The sequence below is a fragment of the Hydrogenophaga sp. genome, from assembly GCF_019635465.1.
Lineage (GTDB): Bacteria > Pseudomonadota > Gammaproteobacteria > Burkholderiales > Burkholderiaceae_C > Hydrogenophaga.
Map to the genome: position 1 here is coordinate 16,688 of NZ_JAHBZK010000004.1, position 20,743 is coordinate 37,430.

Consider the following 20,743-nt stretch of genomic DNA (forward strand, 5'->3'; position numbering starts at 1 on the left):
CGATTCAGGGCAGCAAAGTCAGCGCGTGCATGTAGCGCGCCTGCACCATCAAGGCATCCCAATCCGGCCCGGCAGACGCCGGCAGCAAGCCAAGGCGACGCTCCTCGCTGGCCAGAGATGGCCGCCATTCGCCGTGAACAGCGGCGCGCGAGAGCGCCTCAATGGCATCGTCGATGGGTGCACCCTCATCAACCACGCTCTGGTTGCACAACAGCACCATGTCGCAACCGGCCGTCAGCGCGGCCAGGGCCGCCTCGCCGAACGCAACGGAATGGCCTTCGATCTGACGCGCCGCTGCCATGCCCAGGTCATCGCTGAACACCGCACCCGTGAATCCCAACCGGCGCCGCAACACGTCCTGCAACCAGCGCGATGAGAAGCCGGCCGGGCGCCGATCGACCTTGGGGTAGATCACGTGCGCGGGCATCACCGCCGACAGGCTCGCGCTCAACCATTCGTAAGGTCGAGCGTCTTCGGCCAGGATGGCGCTCAGCGTTCGAGGATCACGCGGAATCTCGACGTGCGTGTCGCCGCGCACAAAACCATGCCCCGGAAAGTGCTTGCCGCAATTGGCCATGCCGCTCTGGCGCAGGCCGTGCATGAGTGCCTGGGCCAACATGGCCACCACCCGCGGATCGCGGGCAAATGCCCTGTCACCGATCACCGAGCTGCCGCCATGGTCCAAGTCGAGCACGGGCGTGAAGCTGAGGTCAATGCCGCAGGCCCGCAACTCGGCACCCAGTACGTAGCCCGCCGCTGTGGCGGCGTCCATCGCACGCAGCGCGCCGGAGCCGTCCGGAGACCCGTCCGCCCAAAGGGCACCCAAGGCAGCCATCGCCGGCAGGTGCGTGAACCCGCCACTGCGAAACCGCTGGACCCGGCCACCCTCGTGATCGACCGCAATCAACAGATCGCCACGCACGGACTTGATCTCCGCGCACAGGGCACTGAGCTGCAGCCTGTCACGCCAATTTCGGCCAAACAGTATGACCCCGCCCACCACCGGGTGCGCAAGGCGCTGTCGATCCGCCTCGCTCAGCGATTCGCCGGCAACGTCGATGATGAGCGGAGCGTGAATGGTCATGGTGTCGCCTTGGTTGGGGGGACTTGCTCCACCACGACGAAGCTCGCGGCGTAGTCGGTCTCGTCGGTAACCGTCACGTGGGCGCTCAGGCCGCGCGCTTCAAACCAGACTTTCAGTTCGTCGTGAAGAACGATCACGGGTTGCCCGCTTGCGAGGTTGGCGATTTCGCAGCGGCGCCAGGTCATGGGCATGCGCATGCCCAGTCCGATTGCTTTGGAGAACGCCTCTTTGGCAGAGAACCGCGTGGCCAGGTAACGAAGACCACGCTCGGGCCAACGGCCCTGGCGACGGACCCAGATTTCAAGCTCAGCGTCGCTCAACACCTTGCGCGCAAAGCGATCGCCTTGGCGCTGGAGCACGGCGGCCACCCGCCTCACATCACAGATGTCGGTGCCGATGCCGTAGATCATGTGAACGCCAGATCAATGCAGCGGTTGTAGGCGCGAATGGTCCGCTCGTAGCCCATTTCAAGCGCGTCGGCGATCAGGGCATGGCCGATCGATACCTCGCTGACGCCTGCGACCGCGCGCAGAAACGGCGTGAGGTTGTCGCGGTTGAGGTCATGCCCGGCATTGACCGCCAGACCGGCCCTCTTGGCCGCACGCGCCGCAGCAGCAAACCGCTGCAATTGCTGACCTTCCTGCGCAGTGCCGAAGGCAGCGGCATAGGGCTCCGTGTAGAGCTCCACCCTGTCGGCCCCGACATCCCGTGCGGCCGCCATCTGATCGGCGTCGGCGTCCATGAACAGACTCACGCGCACGCCCAGATCGCGGCACTCGGCAATCAGAGGGCGCAGGCGCAAGGCATCGTCGGGAAACTGCCATCCGTGGTCACTGGTGAACTGCCCTTCGGCATCGGGCACGAAGGTCGCCTGGTGCGGCCGTACCTGGCGGATGAAATCCATCAGGTTGTGAAACGGGTTGCCTTCGATGTTGTATTCGCAAGCCGGCCAGTCCTTGAGCAAGGCGGCCAGGTCGTGCACATCCTGCGCGCGGATATGGCGCTCATCGGGCCGGGGATGCACCGTGACGCCTGCGGCACCGGCGCCCAGGCACAGGCTCGCTGCACGGGTGACGGAAGGAATGCCAAGGTGGCGGGTGTTGCGCACCAGCGCGACCTTGTTGAGGTTGACCGACAAGGCGGTGCGAACGGATGACATGTCAAGCCTGGGAAGATGAAGTTGGGCCCTGTCGACGACGACTCAGGGCCTGCATGTCGTGCAACAACTGGCGGGTGCGAAAGGTATGTACGCCCGCATGGTAGTGCAGCAGATTGCGAAGCGGGATACGCAGGGTGGGCGCGAGGTCGGCGCAGGCGCGCATGGTCGGCACGAAGGGTGCCGCCTGGTCGACGGCACTTTGCAACCCTTGCCACCGCGCGCCGGCCACCACGTGGTGATCGTCGTCGTGCGCCTTGCGCAAGCCTGCATCGGGAAGGAGAACGTAGCCGTGAGCGGGGTCCAGTGTCGCCAGCGTGTGGCCCTCGCTGGCCAGATCGGGCAACAAGCCGGCATCCTTGAGCAACAGCAACTCGAAGGCCCTCACCACCAGCGACTGTGTTTCGGGTTGCTCGGCCAGCAGTTGCACAGCCAGCGTGTAATGGTCATACAGGCGAGGGTGCGGATCGTCACGGGCCAGCAGTCGCATCAGGAGCTCGTTCAGATACGCACCTGCCAACAGGGCGTCGCCGGTGGGCATGACATGCCCGCCCATCCATTGCGCCGACTTGAGCGTGCGAACCTCTGCGTCTCCGCCCCAGGCAATCTGCAAGGGCTGCATCGGCAGCAGCAGTGCCCGAAATTGTGACGTCGGGCGTTTGACACCTTTGGCCACCACCGCCACACGGCCGTGGTGCCGCGTCAGCACCTCGAGCACCAGGCTGGACTCGCTCCAGTCGTAACGGTGCAGCACGAAGGCTGGCTCGTCGACGACGCGGCGTGTGCTCACTCGTACCCGAAGGAGCGCACCCGGGCGTCGTCGTCCGCCCAGCCTGAACGGACCTTGACCCAAAGCTCAAGGAACACCTTGCCACCCCAGAGCTTCTCCAGCTCCACGCGCGCTTCGGTCCCGATGCGCTTGAGCTTTTCGCCCTTGTCACCGATGACCATGCCCTTGTGCCCATCGCGCTCGACCACGATGGTCGCCGCGATGCGTCGCAACTGCCCCTCTTCCTCGAACCGGTCGATAACCACCGTGGAGGTGTAGGGCAGCTCATCACCCGTGAGGCGAAACAGCTTCTCGCGCACCATCTCGGCGGCCATGAACCGCTCGCTGCGATCGGTCAGTTCCTCTGCTGAATGAATCCAAGGTTGCTGGGGCAGGTAGCGCTCGCAGATGGCAAACAGCCGCTCGATGTCCTTGGCTGCCTTGGCCGACATGGGCACGTACTCGGCAAAGGGGTGGCGCTCCTGCATGCCGCGCAACCAAGGTGCGAGTTCGCCGCGGCGATGCACCTGGTCCAGCTTGTTGGCCAACAAAATGACCGGCACATTGGGGGGCAGCAGCGAGAGCACTTTGGCGTCGGCCAGGTTGAAGTGGCCCGCTTCGACCACAAACAGAATCAGATCCACATCGCTCACCGCCCCCAGAACCGTCTTGTTCAAGGAGCGGTTGAGGGCGTTGCCGTGCCGGGTCTGAAACCCAGGCGTGTCGACAAAAATAAACTGTGCCGCCCCAACCGTGCGAATACCGGTGATTCGATGGCGTGTGGTCTGCGCCTTGCGCGAAGTGATGCTGACCTTCTGACCGACCAGCGCATTGAGCAAGGTGGACTTGCCCACATTCGGCTTGCCGACGATTGCGACATAGCCACACCGCTGCGCGCTGGCATCCGTGGCGTTGGATGCCGCAGGCGCGCCGGCCTCGTCCTTGCCCAGCGCTCGCGCGAGCATGGCCTCCAGATTGGCGTCGGCAGGTTGAGAAGATGGGTCCTGCGCCATGTGATCCTCACGCGCCATGGGTGGCGAAATGCTGCAGCATGGCGGCGGCCGCCGCCTGCTCTCCTGCCCGCCGCGACGCACCGATGCCGCGCTCCGCGTGCCCCGATTCCTGAACCAGACATTCAACGTCGAACGTCTGCTTGTGCGCTTCCCCCAGGGTCGCGACCACGCGGTACACAGGCAACTTCATCTTGCGCGCTTGCAGCCACTCCTGCAACTCGGTCTTGGGGTCCTTGCCCAATGAACGCATCTGCGCATTGAGTTCGACGTCGGCGTAAAGGCGCCGCACCAATTGCGATGCAGGTTCAAAGCCACCGTCCAGGTAGACCGCACCGATGACCGCTTCCAATGCATCGGCGAGTATGGATGGGCGCTTGTGCCCGCCAGAGCGCTTCTCGCCATCGCCCAGGCGCAAACAGGGCGACAAACCCAGGCCTTGCGCGATGTCGAACAGGGTGTCTTGCTTGACCAGGTGGGCACGAACGCGTGACAAGTCCCCTTCGGGCATGTTGTCCAAGCGTTCGTACAGCAGACTCGACACCGCCAGATTGAGCACCGAGTCACCCAAAAACTCAAGGCGCTCGTTGTGGTCCGCGCCGAAGCTGCGGTGCGTCAACGCGCGCTCAAGCAATCGAGGGCTGGCAAATCGGTGCTGCAGGCGGCTCTGCAGCGCAACAAGTTCAGGGTTCAATGTGGCCAGTGCGGCCCGCTCACTGCGAGCGACCCTTGTACTTCATCACCAGCCACGCCGGGCCAGTCAAGTGGATCTCGCGCACGTAGTCGTACGACACGACCACCCGGTCACCTTCCTTGCCAACGGTGAGATCCTTGCCGGTGATGGTGGTGATGTCATCGATGGTGGCCGCCTTGTCGAAAATCGAGCGCACCTCGGCGACCGTGGATCCTTGCGCCGCCTTGTCGACCGCCTTCTGCACCGCCAGGTACTCGATGTAGGTGGGAAACACCTGCGCAGCGACCAGACCGGCCAGCGCCAGCAGAACGCCGACGATAACGAGGCCTACGAACGTCAAACCCTGCTGTTGCCGCTTGAGCTTCATTCATGTTCTCCAGATACGCGCTTGATCACTGGAACGAGCCAATCCGGCCCAGATCGCCGAAATTCATCCAAACAAAGAACGCTTTGCCGACGATATTCGCCTCGGGCACAAAGCCCCAATACCTAGAATCAAGCGAATTGTCGCGATTGTCGCCCATCATGAAGTAGTGGCCCTGCGGCACCTTGCAGACGACACCCTCCACGCTGTACCTGCAATTGTCAACAAAGGGGAACTGCGACGCGCCCGGAACAAAGGCCGGACGGTCCCCGTCGGTGAGCGTGTGGTAAGTCTTGCTCCCCAACTGCTCCTGCCACTGCTGCGAATAGCGCATCGAGTCCTTGTCAAAGAACTCCGGTTGAGCCGCCCTCGGAACCGGTTGCCCATTGATCGTCAGTTGCTTGTTGAGGTAGGCCACCTCGTCGCCTGGCAAGCCCACCACCCGCTTGATGTAGTCGAGGCTGGGCTGAGGCGGGTAGCGAAACACCACGACGTCACCGCGTTCGAGCGCATGGTTGTCCCAGACCTTGGTGTTCACAACCGGCAGTCGAATGCCGTAGTGGAATTTGTTCACCAGGATGAGGTCGCCGATCCTCAGGGTGGGAATCATCGAGCCCGAGGGAATCTTGAAAGGCTCGAACAGGAATGAGCGCAGCAAGAAGACGGCGCATATCACCGGGAACAATCCGGCCGTCCAGTCCAGCCACCAAGGCTGCGCCAGGATTTTCTGGCGGGCGTTATCGATGTCGCCTTCGATCTGGCTGAAGCCTTGCTTCTCCAGCGCTGCCTTGCGCTGATCATGTTCGGCCAACAGGCGATCTGCGGCGCGCCGACGCTGGGGCAGAAAGTACAGGCGCTCGGCCACCCAATAGGCGCCCGTCACTGCGGTGGCCAGCAGCAACAGCAGCGCAAAGTTGCCCTCGACGTAGCCTGTGTACCAACCGAGCCCGTATGCCAGAAACGCGGCCAGTATGGCCCCGGTGATCGCACTCATGGCGGCTTGCATCAGTCTTGCACCTGGAGAATGGCCAGGAACGCTTCCTGGGGAACTTCGACGGAGCCGATCTGTTTCATGCGCTTCTTGCCTGCCTTTTGCTTCTCGAGGAGCTTGCGTTTGCGGGTGATGTCTCCCCCGTAGCATTTTGCCAGCACGTTCTTGCGCAAAGCCTTGATGGTTTCTCGCGCGATCACGTTGCCACCGATGGCCGCCTGAATCGCCACATCGAACATCTGGCGACTGATGATCTCGCGCATCTTGGCGGCCACCGCCCTGCCGCGGTATTGCGCCTGGCTGCGGTGCACGATGATCGACAGCGCGTCCACTTTCTCGCCGTTGAGCAAGATATCGACTTTGACCACGTCGGACTTACGGTACTCCTTGAACTCGTAGTCCATGGACGCGTAGCCACGGCTGACCGATTTGAGCTTGTCAAAGAAGTCCAGCACGATCTCGCCAAGCGGCAGGTCGTAGGTCAGCATGACCTGCTTGCCGTGGTAGGCCATGTTGAGCTGTACCCCGCGCTTCTGGTTGCACAGCGTCATGACCGGGCCCACGTAGTCCTGCGGCATGTACAGGTGCACGGTGACGATGGGCTCGCGAATCTCCTCGATGCGGCCCACGTCGGGCATTTTCGAAGGGTTCTCGACTTTGAGTACCTCCCCGTCACCCTTGACCACTTCGTAGACCACGCTCGGTGCCGTGGTGATCAGGTCTTGGTCGAATTCACGCTCCAGGCGCTCCTGCACGATTTCCATGTGCAGCAAGCCCAGGAAGCCACAACGAAAGCCAAAGCCCAACGCCTGCGACACCTCGGGCTCATAGTGCAGCGAGGCATCGTTGAGTTTCAATTTCTCAAGCGCGTCGCGCAAAGCGTCGTACTGGTTGGCCTCTGTGGGATACAAACCCGCAAAGACCTGGGGCTGAACCTCCTTGAAACCCGGGAGGGCAGTGGTCGCCGGTCCAGCGTTGTTGGGCAACTTTTTCTCGAGCGTGATGGTGTCGCCAACCTTGGCGGCCGTCAGCTCTTTGATGCCCGCGATGATGTAGCCCACTTCGCCGGCCTGAAGACTGTCGCGCGCCTCGTTCGCGGGCGTGAACACACCCAGGTTGTCGGCGTTGTAGACCGCGTTGGTGGCCATCATTTTGATGCGCTCACCCTTGCCCAGGCGCCCGTCGACCACTCGCACCAGCATCACGACGCCCACATAGGCGTCGTACCAACTGTCGATGATCATGGCTCGAAGTGGCGCTTCAGCAGCGCCGCGGGGAGACGGCACTCTGGCCACAACGGCCTCCAGGATGTCTTCGACACCCATACCCGTCTTGGCCGAACACGGAATCGCCTCTGCCGCGTCGATGCCGATGACGTCTTCGATCTCACGCTTCGCGTTCTCTGGATCGGCGTTCGGCAGATCCATCTTGTTGAGCACCGGGAGCACCTCGACGCCGAGGTCCAAGGCGGTGTAGCAGTTCGCCACCGTCTGGGCTTCCACCCCCTGGCTCGCGTCCACCACTAGCAGCGCACCCTCACATGCCGAAAGCGAGCGACTCACCTCGTAGCTGAAGTCAACGTGCCCCGGCGTATCGATCAGGTTCAGGTTGTAGACCTTGCCGTCGCGGGCGGTGTACCTGAGTGCAGCTGTCTGGGCCTTGATGGTGATGCCGCGCTCCTTCTCGATATCCATCGAGTCAAGCACCTGCTCACTCATCTCTCGGTCTGACAGACCTCCGCAGCGCGAAATGATGCGATCGGCCAGCGTGGACTTGCCATGATCGATGTGCGCAATGATCGAAAAGTTGCGGATGTGATTCATCGAAAGGAGCGACGCATCGTGCGTACTGAGCACACGGACTACTCGCTTGAGAGAGCATAAAAAAGGGCGCGTCAGCTGCTGACGCGCCCGTAACCAACAATCAATGGCAACTGCGATAGTTGGAGTTTCATTGTAGGCAAAAAGCCCCGTCCGCACAGCCGCCCGACCCACCAAATGCCTTGTCGCCGGGCCGCAACAAGGCAAGTTATTCACAACTTGCTCACAAAGTCGGTGGACTTCCTGTGAACCGCCTGTGGACGCCATAACGACCGCTCATTTCATCTTCCATATCGTGAACTACGAGGGTCAAAGATGCAGGCAATCGATCATCAAGGCGCCGCATTTTAGCGAATCTGGTCAAGACTCCAGACAAAAAAGTCCGTAACCACTAACTTCGAAACAATCAACAGGCCACGCCCCTCCAGGAGACCTGTGTCGCGAATCGGCGACCGACGACAGACGGCACCGATGCCCTATCAGCCAACGGGGGTTTTCGTGACGGAAGCGCCCGGTTCGGTCTAGCGCGCCGGGCGCACCACCGCGTACTGGGCCCACTCGCCTCGCCGAAGCAACAAGGTGATGGAGCGGGACTTGTCACTCTTGGCCAATGCCGCTTCGACGTCGCGCGCGGATGAAACCTCGGTATTGCCCACAGCCATGATGATGTCGCCCTCTCGCACGCCAGCGCGAGCAGACGGCCCAACCGCGCCCATGACCCGTACACCGCCACGAAGGCTCAGCGCCTTGGCCTCTGCCGCACTGAGTTCGGCCAACGTAAGACCCATGGCCTGCACTGCGCCGCCGGCCGGCGCAGGAACTGGCGACGGTGCTTCTGCACGGGCTTCGGGTTGCTCGGGCACCAGTTCGGCGACCACGATGTTCAAGTCGCGCTGGCTGCCTCGGCGCAATACAGTGAGCGTGCTGCGCGTTCCGGGTTTGGTGTTGCCAACCAGGCGGGGCAGATCCACGGATTTGTCGATGGTGCGACCATCGAACTTGAGGATGATGTCGCCAGGCTCCACACCGGCCTTCGCAGCGGGCGATTCGGGTTCGACGCCCCGCACCAAAGCGCCCTTGGGCTGGCCCAGCCCCAATGACTCAGCCACATCCTTGCTCACCTGGTCAATGCGCACACCGATCCGCCCACGCGTGACCTTGCCGTTTGCGCGCAGTTCATCCGAGACGCGAACAGCCTCGTCGATCGGGATGGCAAAGGAGATACCTTGGAACCCGCCTGAGCGAGAGTAGATCTGGCTGTTGATACCCACCACCTCACCGCGCATGTTGATCAGCGGACCGCCAGAGTTGCCCGGGTTGATCGCGACATCCGTCTGAATGAACGGCAGGTAGTCGCCGGTGTCTCGCTGCTTGGCACTCACGATGCCCGCAGTGACGGTGTTTTCGAGGCCAAACGGCGATCCGATGGCCATCACCCACTCGCCCACGCGCAGGCGACTTACGTCGCCGGTTTTGACCGGCGACAGGCCGTTCGCATCGATCTTGACCACGGCAACATCGGTGCGCTTGTCAGCCCCGATCACGCGGGCCTTGAACTCGCGTTTGTCCGCAAGCGTCACGACCAGTTCGTCTGCGCCATCGACCACATGAGCGTTCGTCATGATGTAGCCGTCGGCACTGAGCACGAACCCCGAGCCAACGCCTCGCGGGCGCGGTTCTTCGTCAGGCGTCTGACGGGGGGTTCGAGGCGTGGCGCCCGGAGGGATGGGAATCCCGAACCGACGGAAGAAATCCAGCATTTCTTCATCGGGACCGCCGCTTTGCGCCGAGGCGCCAGCTCGCTCCAGCGTGCGGATGTTCACCACCGACGGACCGACGAGGTCCACCAGATCCGTGAAGTCTGGCAGGCCCCGCACACTGGCCGCCGCAGGTGTCTGGCCCAGTGCGCTCATTGGAAGCAACACAACGCTGCCAGCGGAAATACCCAGAGCAATGGCGACAGAGGCGAGGGATTGAGTGACTGACTTGGACATCAATGACTTCCTATCAACTTGGGTGGCACGCCGTACTGTTCTTGAACTGGAAATCCAGACCACCTGGGGTGACCGCACCCGGCAGTCAGAGTTCTCAGGGCGTGCGCTCGAGAGACAAGGCAAAACGTTGAAGGGTTGCTGCAGGAACTTCACCCACCGCAGTGACCCAGTGGTCGCCAACACGGCGACTCACCGAATGGGTGGCGCCAAATGCAGTGCCCCCCTCCTCGCCATGACGCGACGGATCAAACGGTTCAACAAACAGCGACACCGAGGCCAGACCGTCCGAGAACACCCATTGCATCGGCGCCTGGCCTGGCACTTCCGCACCATCAACCGCCCGGGTATGACAACTCATGGATTCGAAACCAGGTACGGGCTCCTTCAGGCGCCAGCCTTGCGCCTGGGCAGTGGTCTTGCGCAGTGTCGGTTTGACCACCTCATAGCCACGGGTGTCCTTCATCAGGCGCGTCAGCTTTTCCATGCTGACTGGCGCGTCCAGCTGCAGTTCGGAGAACGCGACCTGCTCGATCACCCGCCCACCCTCGCCCAGGGTTTGCAGCTTGACCACCAACCCGGTTTTTTGCTCCGACCAGACCCGGTAGCCAAAACGAAGCTCATCCTTGGGTTGAATCTCGACCATGTCGGCCAAATGGCCCGCCACCCGCTGCACCCCCAGCGCCTTGGCACCGTAATGCTGGGCGATCACGTTCTGAGGCGTGCGCAACAGGTCGGGAAACAAGCCCAACGACTCGCGCGTCTCGACGATCGCCTGCCGGGCATCCGGCTCGAACGTGATCACCTCGTTGTTGCGCCGGATAGTGGTACGCGGAGCGCCAGTGAGGGTATCGACACGCTCCATTTGCTGTTTGCCATCGCAGACATGCCAGATTTTGGCGGCCGACATGGCAGGGCCTGCCGTGACCACGAGCGTGCCCACATAGGCGCGGTAGCGGGAAGCCTCGTGCATGCGCGACAACCAGTCGGTCACGCTGCGGGCAGGCACCGACGGTTCTTGCGCCCACCCTGCGCCGCCCAGTCCGGCCGCAGCACTGATCAGCAGGCCCGCCCCAAGGAGACGCACATGTCGGCTCCTGCCAAGCCCCCAACGCGCAGGCTGACGGCGCGAGCCAACGCGCGAGAGAAGGCATCGAGCGTCAGCGAGCATCTGCATCGTAGGTCGCGTTTCGAACAAAACCGGTGGAGGACTGGAAGGCCGACATGGCACCGTGTTGACGGTGTTCAGCCAGCAACCGTTCCAGCGCCGCATCGCGAATCACCTTGCCCTGCGGGGTCGCCACCAGCACAGGTTGCGGCGTGCGTTGGGCGACCGGAATCACCGGCGATTCGACAGTTGACACTGGAGCACCGCCTTGGGCCAGCTGGGTCGGCCCCGGGGCGCCTGTGGGCGCAATCGACAATACGTTCCAACCAATGGCCGCGATCGCCACCACGCTGGCCACCCCTGAAACAAGCTTCCAGCGAAACACAGGATCGTTGGCGGCCTGCACTTGCACATCCTGATGCATCGGCACCTGGGGACTTTCAGCGACTTGTGGCCTCGCCAGTTGCGCGCGAACGGCATCCAGAAACTCACCGGCACTCTGTCGCCCGCCAGGCGCAACGTATTGACCGCGCAATACATCGCCAATCAAGTGATAGTTCTGCCACTGCGCGTGCAAACCAGGATCGTCATCCATCGACGCCAGCAACTGCGCAAGCATGGCTTCGTCCAGAAAGCCGTCGCACAGCGCAGACAGCTGCTCGGCTCTGGGCATGACGGGTACGGAAGGATGCAACGTGTTCATGGCAGCGACCTATACAACCACAGCATCACCAGCGCTTGCCAGACTGCTTGTCCAGCAAGGGTTTGATGCGCGATGAAATGGCTTCGCGCGCCCGGAATATCCGGGAACGCACGGTACCGATGGGACATTCAAGTGCGGTGGCGATTTCTTCGTAACTCAGGCCCTCGATTTCACGCAAGGTGATGGCCATGCGCAACTCTTCCGGCAGGGCTTCCATCGCGGCGTTGACCGTCGCGGCGATTTCCTTGCTGGCCAACACCGCCTCGGGCGTCTCGGCGTCGGCAACGTGGGGGTTTAGTTCGCGCTCGGGGGCGGAAGTTTCATCGTCGTCGGACGATTTCAGCTGAGACTGATAGACCAAAGGGTCTCTTTTCAGCTCCAGCAGTTGCTTTTTGGCGGTATTCACCGCGATTCGGTAGAGCCAGGTGTAGAACTGGGCGTCCCCGCGAAACTGGCCCAACGCCCGATAGGCCCGAATGAACGTTTCCTGGGCAATGTCCTGTACCAGATCGGTATCGCGAACCATTCGCGCAATCAAACGCTCAACCCGCCGCTGGTACTTGATGACCAGCAAATCGAAGGCGCGCTGCTCACCGGCCAGGGTACGCTGCACCAGCATGGCGTCGCTGTCCGGCGGCGGCGGAGCGGTGTGGTCTTCCTGACTCATGCGCGCGGCACTATACCGGAACGCTCATCCGCCCCAGACCGGAGTGCGCCCCGGATGGCGCGACGCAACGGCAGCCAATCCTGTGGAGCCGACTCAGCGCTCACCCACACCCAGCGGGGAGCGCCGGACGAACCTCGCAAGCTGACAAGCAAGTGGCTCCGCAAATCAATCACGGCCGTCGGCGCGAAGCGCAAGGGAATGGCACGCTCATTGTCACCCCCTCGCCAAACCCACCCGCTATCCAGACCAGCGACCGTTGACGCAGCCGCTGCGGAATACACCAGCGATCCTTGATGGGACGCTTTGCCGCCGCGCCAAGCCAGCGCGCTCCAGACCACAACGCCAAGCCACCAGGCAGGCAGCCACGCGCCCTGCATGCGAGGCCAAGCCAGCAGGCCCACGCAAACAAGACAGGCGAAAAGACCGGCGCCGAGGCGCCATTGAAGCGCGCACTGCCCCACCGGGTAGCTCACCGATGGAGCACTGTTCATGCTTGCCAGGGCAGTCGATCAGATGCGTTTGAACACCAACGTGCCGTTGGTGCCGCCAAAGCCGAAGTTGTTCTTCAGCGCCACATTGATCTTGAGATCGCGGGCTTCGTTGGCGCAGTAGTCCAGATCACACTCGGGATCCTGGTTGTCCAGATTGATCGTGGGAGGAACTTTCTGGTGGTGAAGCGCCAGAACGGTAAACACGCTCTCGATACCGCCGGCACCACCCAGCAAGTGGCCGGTCATGGACTTTGTCGAGCTGACCACCATCGACTTCGCGCGCTCGCCCAGCGCAGCCTTGATGGCGTTGCTCTCGTTGACGTCGCCAAGCGGCGTCGACGTGCCGTGCGCGTTGAGGTAGTCCACCTCGTCTGCATTGACGCCCGCATTGCGCAGCGAATTGAGCATGGCGCGACGGGGGCCATCCATGTTGGGTGCGGTCATATGTCCGGCATCGGCACTCATGCCATAGCCAGCCACTTCGGCATAGATCTTTGCGCCGCGGGCTTTGGCGTGCTCGTACTCCTCGAGCACCATCACGCCCGCCCCTTCGCCAAGCACAAATCCGTCGCGGTCCTTGTCCCAGGGACGCGAGGCGGCGCCTGGGTCATCGTTGCGGGTCGACAGCGCACGCATGGCGGCAAACCCGCCGATGCCGAGCGGGGAGACGGTGGCCTCGGAACCACCAGCCACGATGATGTCGGCATCACCGTACTCGATCTTGCGAGCACCTTCACCAATGCTGTGCAGGCCCGTGGTGCAGGCGGTGACCACGGCGAGGTTGGGCCCTTTGAAGCCGAACCGCATCGACACATGCCCCGAGATCATGTTGATGATCGACGCAGGTACAAAAAACGGTGAAATACGCCGCGGGCCGCGATTGACCAGATCGGAGTGGGTTTCTTCGATCAACGGCAAGCCGCCGATGCCCGAGCCAATGATGCAGCCGATGCGCGTCGCCAGCTCCTCATCCAGTGCATCGCCCGTTGGCAATCCGGCGTCTTTGACGGCCTGATGCGCGGCAGCGATGCCGTAATGGATAAAGGTGTCCATCGTGCGCGCCTCTTTGGTGCTCAGATAGGACTCGAGATCGAACCCCTTGACCTCGCCGGCAATGCGGCAGGCCATGTTCGATGCATCGAACTTGGTGATCGTGGCGATGCCGGTGCGACCGGCAATCAGGTTGGCCCAGGCGTCAGCCACCGTGTTGCCCACGGGGCTGATGCATCCCAGGCCGGTCACGACAACGCGACGTCGGCTCATGGGTTTGTTCAAGCCTTCTGGTGCTTGACCGCGTAGTCGATGGCGTTCTGCACCGTGGTGATCTTCTCGGCTTCTTCGTCAGGGATTTCGATGCCGAACTCGTCTTCGAGGGCCATCACGAGTTCCACCGTGTCCAGCGAATCCGCGCCCAAGTCGGCAACGAAGGCCTTTTCGTTGGTGACTTGGCCTTCTTCCACGCCGAGTTGTTCGGCAATGATCTTCTTGACGCGTGCTTCGATATCGCTCATAGGTCCCTCAAAGGGTGGTTGGATTGCAAGCCCGGCATTTTAGCCGGGGGATGGGGTGGGTTCCCCAAGACGTTCATCGGCACTCAGGCCATGAACATTCCGCCGTTGACATGGAGCTCCTGCCCAGTGATGTACCCACCGCGCGGGCTGGCCAGAAAGCTCACTGCATGCGCAATGTCTGCCGGCTTGCCGAGGTGCCCCAGGGGAATCTGGCTCAGCAGGGCTTTCTGCTGTTCATCGGGCAGCGATGCGGTCATATCTGTCTCGATAAAGCCAGGCGCGATGCAATTGACCGTGATCTGGCGACTGCCCAGCTCTCGCGCCAGTGCGCGGCTCATGCCCGCCACCCCGGCTTTGGCCGCAGCATAGTTGGCCTGCCCGGCGTTGCCGGATGCACCAACCACACTGGTGATGTTGATGATGCGACCGTAGCGTTGCTTCATCATGGGACGCATGACTGCGCGACAGAGGCGAAAAACCGCCTTGAGGTTCGTATCGAGGACCGCATCCCAGTCCGCATCCTTGAGCCGCATGGCCAGCATGTCGCGCGTGATGCCGGCATTGTTCACCAGCACCTGCAAAGCGCCCTGGGTCTTCACGATGTCATCGATGAGTGCATCACAAGCGCCCGCGTCGTTGACATCAAGTACCACGCCTTTGGTGCCCGGTGCAGCACCATCGATGCCCTTGAGGGCCGCATCAAGGCGCGCAGCGCCCTCTGCAGAGGTTGCGGTGCCGATCACAGTCAGTCCCTGCTGAACCAAGTCGTGCGCAATGGCGGCACCGATACCGCGAGATGCCCCCGTCACCAAGGCCACCTGGCCCGCGAATTTGATCTCTGACATGTGTGCCTCTCGTCAAGCCAGCAAGGCCCGGGTCTCATCCAGCGTACCAGCGTCATGCAGCGCCGTACCGTGCAGATCGTGCTCAATGCGACGGGTCATGCCAGCGAGCACCCTGCCTGGGCCACACTCAATCACAACTTCAATGCCCCGAGCACGCATGGCCTTGACGCTCTCGACCCAGCGTACCGGTCCGAATGCCTGCCTGTACAACGCGTCACGGATGCGCATTGCATCGGATTCAATGGCGACGTCGATGTTGTTGATCAACGCAATCGAAGGCGCCTTGATGTCGACCTTCGCCAATTCATCGCGCAGACGTTCGGCAGCAGGTTTCATCAGGCTGGAGTGAAACGGCGCGGATACCGGCAGCGGCAGGGCGCGTCGAGCACCAGCGGCCTTGAGCGCTTCGCAGGCGCGCTCCACCGCCAGTTTGCTGCCAGCGATCACGGTTTGCAGCGGGTCGTTGTAGTTGACCGCTTCGACAACTTCGCCGGCACCTGCCGCAAAGCCGGTTTGGACCTCTTCGCAAACGGACCTCACCTTGTCCGCATCCAGCCCAAGGATCGCAGCCATGGCGCCAGACCCTACAGGAACCGCCTCCTGCATGGCCGCCGCCCGAAAACGAACCAAGGGCGCCGCCTGCGCCAAGGTCAGCGAATTCGCGGCCACCAAGGCGGTGTACTCACCCAGCGAATGGCCAGCCACCACCGAAGGCAGGGCACCACCTTCGGCAAGCCAGACGCGCCAGCAGGCCACACCGGCCACGAGCATGACTGGCTGGGTATTGGTGGTCAGAGCCAGCGCCTCTTTGGGGCCTTCATGAATGAGTCGCCCGACGTCTTCGCCCAATGCATCGGAGGCTTCTTCGAGGGTCTGTACCACTGCGGGATGGTCGCCCCACGCGTCAAGCATGCCCACCGATTGGGAGCCTTGCCCCGGGAACACAAACGCAAACGATTTCATGAATACGATGTCTCTCTTGTTGTCGTTGGTGGCACTGTCGAAACGCTCAGAAATCCAGCAGCACGGCGCCCCAGGTGAACCCGCCACCCACACCTTCAAGCATCAGCGTGTCGCCGCGCTTGATCTTGCCGGTGCGCACAGCATGGTCAAGTGCCAGTGGAATGGACGCGGCCGAGGTGTTTCCGTGTTCATCAACCGTCACCACCAGCTTGTCCAGGGGCAACTTCAGCTTCTTGGCCGTACCTTGCATGATGCGGATGTTGGCCTGATGCGGGATGAGCCAGTCGATGTCCGCATCCGAGCGACCTGCCTTGGCGAGAACGGTTCTGGCCGCATCCTCCAGGACGCCGACCGCCAGCTTGAACACCGCCTGCCCATCCATCTTGAGCAGGGGGTCGCCGAGAATCTCACCACCCGACACATGGCCAGGTACACACAGAATGCCGGCATGCTTGCCATCCGCATGAAGGTCGCTGGCCAGGATGCCAGGCGTCTCGGAAGCCTCAAGCACCACAGCACCTGCGCCGTCTCCGAAGAGCACGCATGTAGTGCGATCGTTGAAGTTCAGCAGGCGCGAAAACACCTCTGTGCCGATGACCAGCGCCTTGTGCGCACTGCCTGTGCGAATCATCGCATCGGCCACGGTCAGCGCGTAGACGAAACCGCTGCACACCGCCTGCACATCAAATGCGGGGCACCCTGCGACGCCCAGCTTGTGCTGGATGATGGCCGCCGTTGAAGGGAAGACCATATCTGGCGTGGAAGTGGCCACCACGATCAAGTCAATATCGTGAGCCTCACACCCCGCGGACTTGAGCGCCTCGAGTGCCGCTTGAGCACCCATGTCACTGGCGAAGACACCGTCTGCAGCGAAGTGACGCGCTTTGATACCAGTGCGCTCAATGATCCATTGATCGCTGGTTTCGACGCCACGCGGCGCGAGCATGGCCACCATGTCGTCGTTGGTCAGGCGACGCGGCGGGAGATGGCTGCCGGTGCCGGTGATACGAGAGTAACGGGTCATGCGGGAATGCGCGCTCAGATGGTCGGAATGTTGCCGAGCTCGCTCACGGTGTCCGGGGACAACAGCGGCTTGGCGTGCGCGATGCGCTGCCGAACGTTGTCGAGCAGGCCGCGAGAGGCCGCATCATAAGCGCGCGCCAACGCGTGCTCGAAGGCCAATGAATCGGCCGATCCATGGCTCTTGAAAACCAGCCCCTGCAGGCCGAGCAACGCGGCGCCGTTGTAGCGGCGGTGATCAACGCGATCCCGAAAGGCATTGATGATCGGCATGGCAAGCAAACCCACGAGTTTGCGCCACGGGCTGCTGGTGAACCCTTCGCGCAAAAAACCGGCAATCATCGACGCCAGTCCCTCGCTGGCCTTCAAGGCCACGTTGCCCACGAATCCATCGCAGACCACGATGTCGGTGGTGCCCTTGAAGATGTCGTTGCCTTCCACGTTGCCGTGGAAATTCAGATCGCCAGCGGCGGCAGCACTGCGCAGAAGCTGGCCGGCCTGCTTGATCACCTCGCTGCCTTTGATGACTTCTTCGCCGACGTTGAGCAGCCCCACGGAAGGTTCCGCCTTGCCAGTGCTCGCAGCCACAAGTGCCGATCCCATGACGGCGAACTGAAGCAGGTGCTCTGCACTGCAATCCACATTGGCGCCAAGGTCAAGCACGGTGGTCGCGCCGCCCAGCGCATTGGGCAATTGGGTGGCGATGGCAGGGCGCTCGATGCCATCCAGGGTCTTGAGCAAATAGCGCGAGATGGCCATGAGCGCACCGGTATTGCCGGCCGAGACCGCGACCTGGGCGTGCCCTTCTTTGACTTGCTGGATCGCCACACGCATGGACGAATCCTTCTTTCGGCGCAGCGCGATTTCAATGGGGTCGTCCATGGTGACGACTTCGCTGGCCGGCACCAGTACGCAGCGCGAATCATCGAACACCCTGGGCCAGCCGCGCAACACGTCGGGGCGGCCCACCAGCAGCACCCGCGCGTCCGGGTGGGTCGCCAAAAAGGCCGTGCAGGCCGGCAACGTGGCAGCCGGTCCGATGTCTCCCCCCATGCAGTCCACAGCGACGGTGATCATCTCAACATCCCGGTCGGGCGCATGAATCGCGCGTTTTTGTAATGAAAAAGGCCCGCATGCGGGCCTGTCACAGCTGAAGGACGCCGGCGCCCCGAGAGGCTACCCGGCCAATCCCGCCGAGGCTCAGGCCTCGGACTTGTTCTTGAGCACCTGACGGCCGCGGTAGAAGCCGTTGGGGCTGACGTGGTGTCGAAGGTGCGTTTCGCCCGTGGTGGGTTCGACGGCAATGCCCGGCACCGACAGGGCGTTGTGCGAGCGGTGCATGCCACGCTTGGAAGGCGATTTCTTGTTTTGCTGGACGGCCATGATGGGCTCCTGGGAAAGATGGGTTGGGACCTAAGGGCGTTGGGGCCTGCCGCGGAATCAGTGCGGGCGCATGCCCTGCATCCGATGCCGACTGGGCCCTGCGAATGCTCCCGCATCCTCGGCCCGCCCTGGCGCAAAGCCAAGCATTATAGCCTGACTCCAAATGATCAACCAACAAGAGGCTCACTGCTTGCCTTTGAGTCGGGCCAGCGCTGCAAAGGGATTCGGCCGGCCGCCCATTTCGGTCGGCTCTTCGGTGCCTTCGGCTCGCGGAGGCGAGAGCGCTTCAGGGTGGTCCGGGCAGGTGTCGTGCATTGGCACAAGCGGCAGGCCCATGATCAGTTCGTCCTCGACCACGGCGAGAAGATCGGGCCGAGGTTCAATGGCGAGCAGGTCTTCGTCGCAGTCATCGTCCTGCGCATCGGCGGCGGCCTCATCGGCCACAAACCGGAACCAGCGATCGATCGGTATCGGTGACTGGACCGCGCCCAGGCATCGCTGACAGGTCAGAGGTACAGTTGCCTCCACCTGTAAATGCATCCAGCCCTGAGGTGCGCCACCAGCTCCCCCGGCACGCCATTCCCCTTCGGCAGACCAGCGAACCGCCACCGTGCGGTCAGCACCCTCTACTAGGTCCTCGCAGAGCCGCCGAAGATCGGCCAATGGCAAGGCACCTTCCAGAACCGCCCCTTCCTGAGCGAACCGGACAGCGTCAAGGCGTCGTGGATTGAAAACGCTGCTTGGAGACCTGGGGGCGGACGGCATCCGGCGATTGTAGAGAGCGGTCATCACAATAGCGCCATGAACCACGCACCGCCCGCCAGCCGCGCCCTCGTGCTCGGCTCCACTTCCCGCTACCGACGAGAACTGCTGTCGCGTCTGGGTCTACCGTTCGAGGTTGCAGCGCCCGATGTCGACGAAACGACGCTGCCCGCAGAGACGCCCGCGGCCCTGGCCACCCGGCTCGCCCTGGCCAAGGCCAGGGCCGTGGCGCAGCGCCACCCCGAGGCCATCGTGATCGGCAGCGACCAGGTTGCCGACCTGGACGGTGTGCCGCTGGGAAAACCAGGCACCCATGCACGAGCCGTCGAGCAGTTGCGCCGGATGCGGGGGCGCACGGTGGTCTTTCAAACGGCGCTGGCCGTCGCCTGTCAGGCCACAGGATTTGAAGCCCACGACCTGGCGGCCGTGCACGTCCGGTTTCGCGACCTGTCCGATGCCGAGATCGAGCGCTATCTGCTCGCCGAGCAACCCTATGACTGCGCCGGCAGCGCCAAAAGTGAGGGCTTGGGCATCGCGCTGCTTGATCGCATCGACAGCGACGATCCCACGGCTCTGATTGGTCTGCCGCTGATCCGCACCTGTCGCTTGTTGCGCGAAGCTGGCCTGGTGTTGCCATGAGAACGGGTCGACTGCTGTTGGTGCCCACGCCGCTGGACTTTGGCGCCGAGGCGCAACCCCTGGCCCATTCGCTGCCAGGCGACACCATCGCCACTGCAGCGGGGGTTTCCCACTGGATCGTAGAAAACGCCAAGAGCGCACGCGCCTTTCTCAAACGGGTCGACGCGCTGCATCCGCTGGATACCCCGCTTCAATCGCTCATGATGACCGAGCTGCCACGCCAGGCCCACAAGCGGGGGGACCATCAGGCTGGCGCCCTGGACGAAGCGGCGCGACCCCTGCTGGCGCCAGCGCTACAAGGCCATGACGTCGGGCTGTTGAGCGAGGCCGGCATGCCCGCCGTGGCCGACCCTGGCAGCAGCGTGGTGCGAGCCGCGCACGCGCTCGGCCTTGAAGTCGTGCCCTTGATCGGACCGGTCTCGCTCATGCTGGCATTGGCCGCCAGCGGCCTCAATGGCCAACGATTTGCGTTCGTGGGTTACGTGCCCCAGGACCCGGTGTCGCGCGCCCGGGAACTGCGCGACCTGGACTCACAAGCCACCCGCAGCGGCCAGACGCAGATCGTGATCGAGACGCCTTACCGAAATACAGCGCTGCTGCATTCGCTGGTCGACAGCCTGAACCCACGCACCCGATTGGCGGCCGCCTTCGCGCTGGGCGGTCCGCAGCAGACTGTTCGCAGCGCGCTGGTTTCCGAATGGCGGCAGGCGCCGCCATGGCGCAGCTCCTTGCCCATGGACCAACCCTGCGTGTTTCTATTTGGCCCCTGAGC

23 protein-coding genes are annotated in these 20,743 nt (G+C 62.8%); 2 read left to right on the plus strand and 21 right to left on the minus strand.

Features of this window, described 5'->3' with window-relative positions:
• Positions 1–4 precede the first annotated feature (4 nt).
• From nagZ to KF871_RS04360, 21 genes are all read right to left on the minus strand, one after another.
• Positions 5–1,084, minus strand: a complete 1,080-nt coding sequence (gene nagZ, locus KF871_RS04260) for a beta-N-acetylhexosaminidase (protein WP_291138745.1) — start codon at positions 1,082–1,084, stop codon at positions 5–7.
• Positions 1,081–1,494, minus strand: a complete 414-nt coding sequence (gene acpS, locus KF871_RS04265; RefSeq protein WP_291138747.1) for a holo-ACP synthase — start codon at positions 1,492–1,494, stop codon at positions 1,081–1,083. The genes nagZ and acpS overlap by 4 nt, the downstream gene beginning before the upstream one ends.
• Positions 1,491–2,243: a pyridoxine 5'-phosphate synthase gene (locus KF871_RS04270; RefSeq protein WP_291138749.1), complete on the minus strand. Its 753-nt coding sequence runs from the start codon at positions 2,241–2,243 to the stop codon at positions 1,491–1,493. The genes acpS and KF871_RS04270 overlap by 4 nt, the downstream gene beginning before the upstream one ends.
• Position 2,244: 1 nt before the next feature.
• Positions 2,245–3,030 carry a DNA repair protein RecO gene (recO, locus tag KF871_RS04275; protein WP_291138751.1) on the minus strand — a complete coding sequence of 262 codons (786 nt, stop codon included), beginning with the start codon at positions 3,028–3,030 and terminating at the stop codon, positions 2,245–2,247.
• Positions 3,027–4,040: a GTPase Era gene (gene era, locus KF871_RS04280; RefSeq protein ID WP_291138753.1), complete on the minus strand. Its 1,014-nt coding sequence runs from the start codon at positions 4,038–4,040 to the stop codon at positions 3,027–3,029. The genes recO and era overlap by 4 nt, the downstream gene beginning before the upstream one ends.
• Positions 4,030–4,713 carry a ribonuclease III gene (rnc, locus tag KF871_RS04285; protein WP_291138755.1) on the minus strand — a complete coding sequence of 228 codons (684 nt, stop codon included), beginning with the start codon at positions 4,711–4,713 and terminating at the stop codon, positions 4,030–4,032. Before rnc ends, era begins: the two co-directional genes overlap by 11 nt.
• Before the next feature lie 19 nt (positions 4,714–4,732).
• A complete protein-coding gene (locus tag KF871_RS04290; protein ID WP_291138757.1) occupies positions 4,733–5,080 on the minus strand; it encodes a DUF4845 domain-containing protein in 348 nt (115 codons plus the stop codon).
• A gap of 25 nt (positions 5,081–5,105) precedes the next feature.
• Positions 5,106–6,071 carry a signal peptidase I gene (lepB, locus tag KF871_RS04295; RefSeq protein ID WP_291138759.1) on the minus strand — a complete coding sequence of 322 codons (966 nt, stop codon included), beginning with the start codon at positions 6,069–6,071 and terminating at the stop codon, positions 5,106–5,108.
• An 11-nt stretch (positions 6,072–6,082) separates the two neighbouring features.
• The gene (gene lepA / locus KF871_RS04300) at positions 6,083–7,891 is read right to left on the minus strand and encodes a translation elongation factor 4 (RefSeq protein ID WP_291139226.1); all 1,809 of its coding nucleotides are present in this window, start codon (positions 7,889–7,891) and stop codon (positions 6,083–6,085) included.
• 518 nt (positions 7,892–8,409) lie between these two features.
• On the minus strand, positions 8,410–9,882 hold the full coding sequence (locus KF871_RS04305) for a DegQ family serine endoprotease (RefSeq protein ID WP_291139228.1): 1,473 nt from the start codon (positions 9,880–9,882) through the stop codon (positions 8,410–8,412).
• Between the two features lie 94 nt (positions 9,883–9,976).
• Positions 9,977–10,966: a MucB/RseB C-terminal domain-containing protein gene (locus KF871_RS04310; RefSeq protein WP_291138761.1), complete on the minus strand. Its 990-nt coding sequence runs from the start codon at positions 10,964–10,966 to the stop codon at positions 9,977–9,979.
• 73 nt (positions 10,967–11,039) lie between these two features.
• Positions 11,040–11,690, minus strand: coding sequence for a sigma-E factor negative regulatory protein (locus tag KF871_RS04315; RefSeq protein WP_291138763.1), 651 nt, complete (start codon positions 11,688–11,690; stop codon positions 11,040–11,042).
• Positions 11,691–11,715: 25 nt separating this feature from the next.
• Entirely contained in the window at positions 11,716–12,357 is a 642-nt protein-coding gene (gene rpoE / locus KF871_RS04320) for an RNA polymerase sigma factor RpoE (RefSeq protein WP_291138765.1), read from the minus strand.
• 509 nt (positions 12,358–12,866) lie between these two features.
• Complete coding sequence (gene fabF / locus KF871_RS04325) at positions 12,867–14,111, minus strand: beta-ketoacyl-ACP synthase II (protein WP_291138767.1); 1,245 nt, start codon at positions 14,109–14,111, stop codon at positions 12,867–12,869.
• An 8-nt stretch (positions 14,112–14,119) separates the two neighbouring features.
• Positions 14,120–14,359: an acyl carrier protein gene (gene acpP / locus KF871_RS04330; RefSeq protein ID WP_251709905.1), complete on the minus strand. Its 240-nt coding sequence runs from the start codon at positions 14,357–14,359 to the stop codon at positions 14,120–14,122.
• Positions 14,360–14,442: 83 nt separating this feature from the next.
• On the minus strand, positions 14,443–15,204 hold the full coding sequence (gene fabG, locus KF871_RS04335) for a 3-oxoacyl-ACP reductase FabG (protein ID WP_291138770.1): 762 nt from the start codon (positions 15,202–15,204) through the stop codon (positions 14,443–14,445).
• Positions 15,205–15,216: 12 nt separating this feature from the next.
• Positions 15,217–16,167, minus strand: coding sequence for an ACP S-malonyltransferase (gene fabD, locus KF871_RS04340; protein WP_291138772.1), 951 nt, complete (start codon positions 16,165–16,167; stop codon positions 15,217–15,219).
• Between the two features lie 46 nt (positions 16,168–16,213).
• Positions 16,214–17,191 carry a beta-ketoacyl-ACP synthase III gene (locus tag KF871_RS04345; RefSeq protein ID WP_291138774.1) on the minus strand — a complete coding sequence of 326 codons (978 nt, stop codon included), beginning with the start codon at positions 17,189–17,191 and terminating at the stop codon, positions 16,214–16,216.
• A gap of 14 nt (positions 17,192–17,205) precedes the next feature.
• Positions 17,206–18,264, minus strand: a complete 1,059-nt coding sequence (gene plsX / locus KF871_RS04350; RefSeq protein ID WP_291138776.1) for a phosphate acyltransferase PlsX — start codon at positions 18,262–18,264, stop codon at positions 17,206–17,208.
• Between the two features lie 123 nt (positions 18,265–18,387).
• Entirely contained in the window at positions 18,388–18,570 is a 183-nt protein-coding gene (gene rpmF, locus KF871_RS04355) for a 50S ribosomal protein L32 (RefSeq protein ID WP_291138778.1), read from the minus strand.
• A 183-nt stretch (positions 18,571–18,753) separates the two neighbouring features.
• Positions 18,754–19,359: a YceD family protein gene (locus KF871_RS04360; protein WP_291138779.1), complete on the minus strand. Its 606-nt coding sequence runs from the start codon at positions 19,357–19,359 to the stop codon at positions 18,754–18,756.
• Between the two features lie 12 nt (positions 19,360–19,371).
• Here KF871_RS04360 and KF871_RS04365 point away from each other — a divergent pair, with 12 nt between their 5' ends.
• Entirely contained in the window at positions 19,372–19,971 is a 600-nt protein-coding gene (locus KF871_RS04365) for a Maf family nucleotide pyrophosphatase (RefSeq protein ID WP_291138781.1), read from the plus strand.
• Positions 19,968–20,741: an SAM-dependent methyltransferase gene (locus KF871_RS04370; RefSeq protein WP_291138783.1), complete on the plus strand. Its 774-nt coding sequence runs from the start codon at positions 19,968–19,970 to the stop codon at positions 20,739–20,741. The genes KF871_RS04365 and KF871_RS04370 overlap by 4 nt, the downstream gene beginning before the upstream one ends.
• Positions 20,742–20,743 lie beyond the last annotated feature (2 nt).

What these genes read in the sequence shown, in the direction of transcription:
- nagZ (WP_291138745.1), bottom strand. Translation starts at nt 1,084, where the DNA reads ATGACCATTCACGCTCCGCTCATCATCGACGTTGCCGGCGAATCGCTG.
- acpS (WP_291138747.1), bottom strand. Translation starts at nt 1,494, where the DNA reads ATGATCTACGGCATCGGCACCGACATCTGTGATGTGAGGCGGGTGGCC.
- KF871_RS04270 (WP_291138749.1), bottom strand. Translation starts at nt 2,243, where the DNA reads ATGTCATCCGTTCGCACCGCCTTGTCGGTCAACCTCAACAAGGTCGCG.
- era (WP_291138753.1), bottom strand. Translation starts at nt 4,040, where the DNA reads ATGGCGCGTGAGGATCACATGGCGCAGGACCCATCTTCTCAACCTGCC.
- KF871_RS04290 (WP_291138757.1), bottom strand. Translation starts at nt 5,080, where the DNA reads ATGAAGCTCAAGCGGCAACAGCAGGGTTTGACGTTCGTAGGCCTCGTT.
- lepB (WP_291138759.1), bottom strand. Translation starts at nt 6,071, where the DNA reads ATGAGTGCGATCACCGGGGCCATACTGGCCGCGTTTCTGGCATACGGG.
- lepA (WP_291139226.1), bottom strand. Translation starts at nt 7,891, where the DNA reads ATGAATCACATCCGCAACTTTTCGATCATTGCGCACATCGATCATGGC.
- KF871_RS04305 (WP_291139228.1), bottom strand. Translation starts at nt 9,882, where the DNA reads ATGTCCAAGTCAGTCACTCAATCCCTCGCCTCTGTCGCCATTGCTCTG.
- KF871_RS04315 (WP_291138763.1), bottom strand. Translation starts at nt 11,690, where the DNA reads ATGAACACGTTGCATCCTTCCGTACCCGTCATGCCCAGAGCCGAGCAG.
- rpoE (WP_291138765.1), bottom strand. Translation starts at nt 12,357, where the DNA reads ATGAGTCAGGAAGACCACACCGCTCCGCCGCCGCCGGACAGCGACGCC.
- fabF (WP_291138767.1), bottom strand. Translation starts at nt 14,111, where the DNA reads ATGAGCCGACGTCGCGTTGTCGTGACCGGCCTGGGATGCATCAGCCCC.
- acpP (WP_251709905.1), bottom strand. Translation starts at nt 14,359, where the DNA reads ATGAGCGATATCGAAGCACGCGTCAAGAAGATCATTGCCGAACAACTC.
- fabG (WP_291138770.1), bottom strand. Translation starts at nt 15,204, where the DNA reads ATGTCAGAGATCAAATTCGCGGGCCAGGTGGCCTTGGTGACGGGGGCA.
- fabD (WP_291138772.1), bottom strand. Translation starts at nt 16,167, where the DNA reads ATGAAATCGTTTGCGTTTGTGTTCCCGGGGCAAGGCTCCCAATCGGTG.
- KF871_RS04345 (WP_291138774.1), bottom strand. Translation starts at nt 17,191, where the DNA reads ATGACCCGTTACTCTCGTATCACCGGCACCGGCAGCCATCTCCCGCCG.
- plsX (WP_291138776.1), bottom strand. Translation starts at nt 18,264, where the DNA reads ATGATCACCGTCGCTGTGGACTGCATGGGGGGAGACATCGGACCGGCT.
- rpmF (WP_291138778.1), bottom strand. Translation starts at nt 18,570, where the DNA reads ATGGCCGTCCAGCAAAACAAGAAATCGCCTTCCAAGCGTGGCATGCAC.
- KF871_RS04360 (WP_291138779.1), bottom strand. Translation starts at nt 19,359, where the DNA reads ATGACCGCTCTCTACAATCGCCGGATGCCGTCCGCCCCCAGGTCTCCA.
- KF871_RS04365 (WP_291138781.1), top strand. Translation starts at nt 19,372, where the DNA reads ATGAACCACGCACCGCCCGCCAGCCGCGCCCTCGTGCTCGGCTCCACT.
- KF871_RS04370 (WP_291138783.1), top strand. Translation starts at nt 19,968, where the DNA reads ATGAGAACGGGTCGACTGCTGTTGGTGCCCACGCCGCTGGACTTTGGC.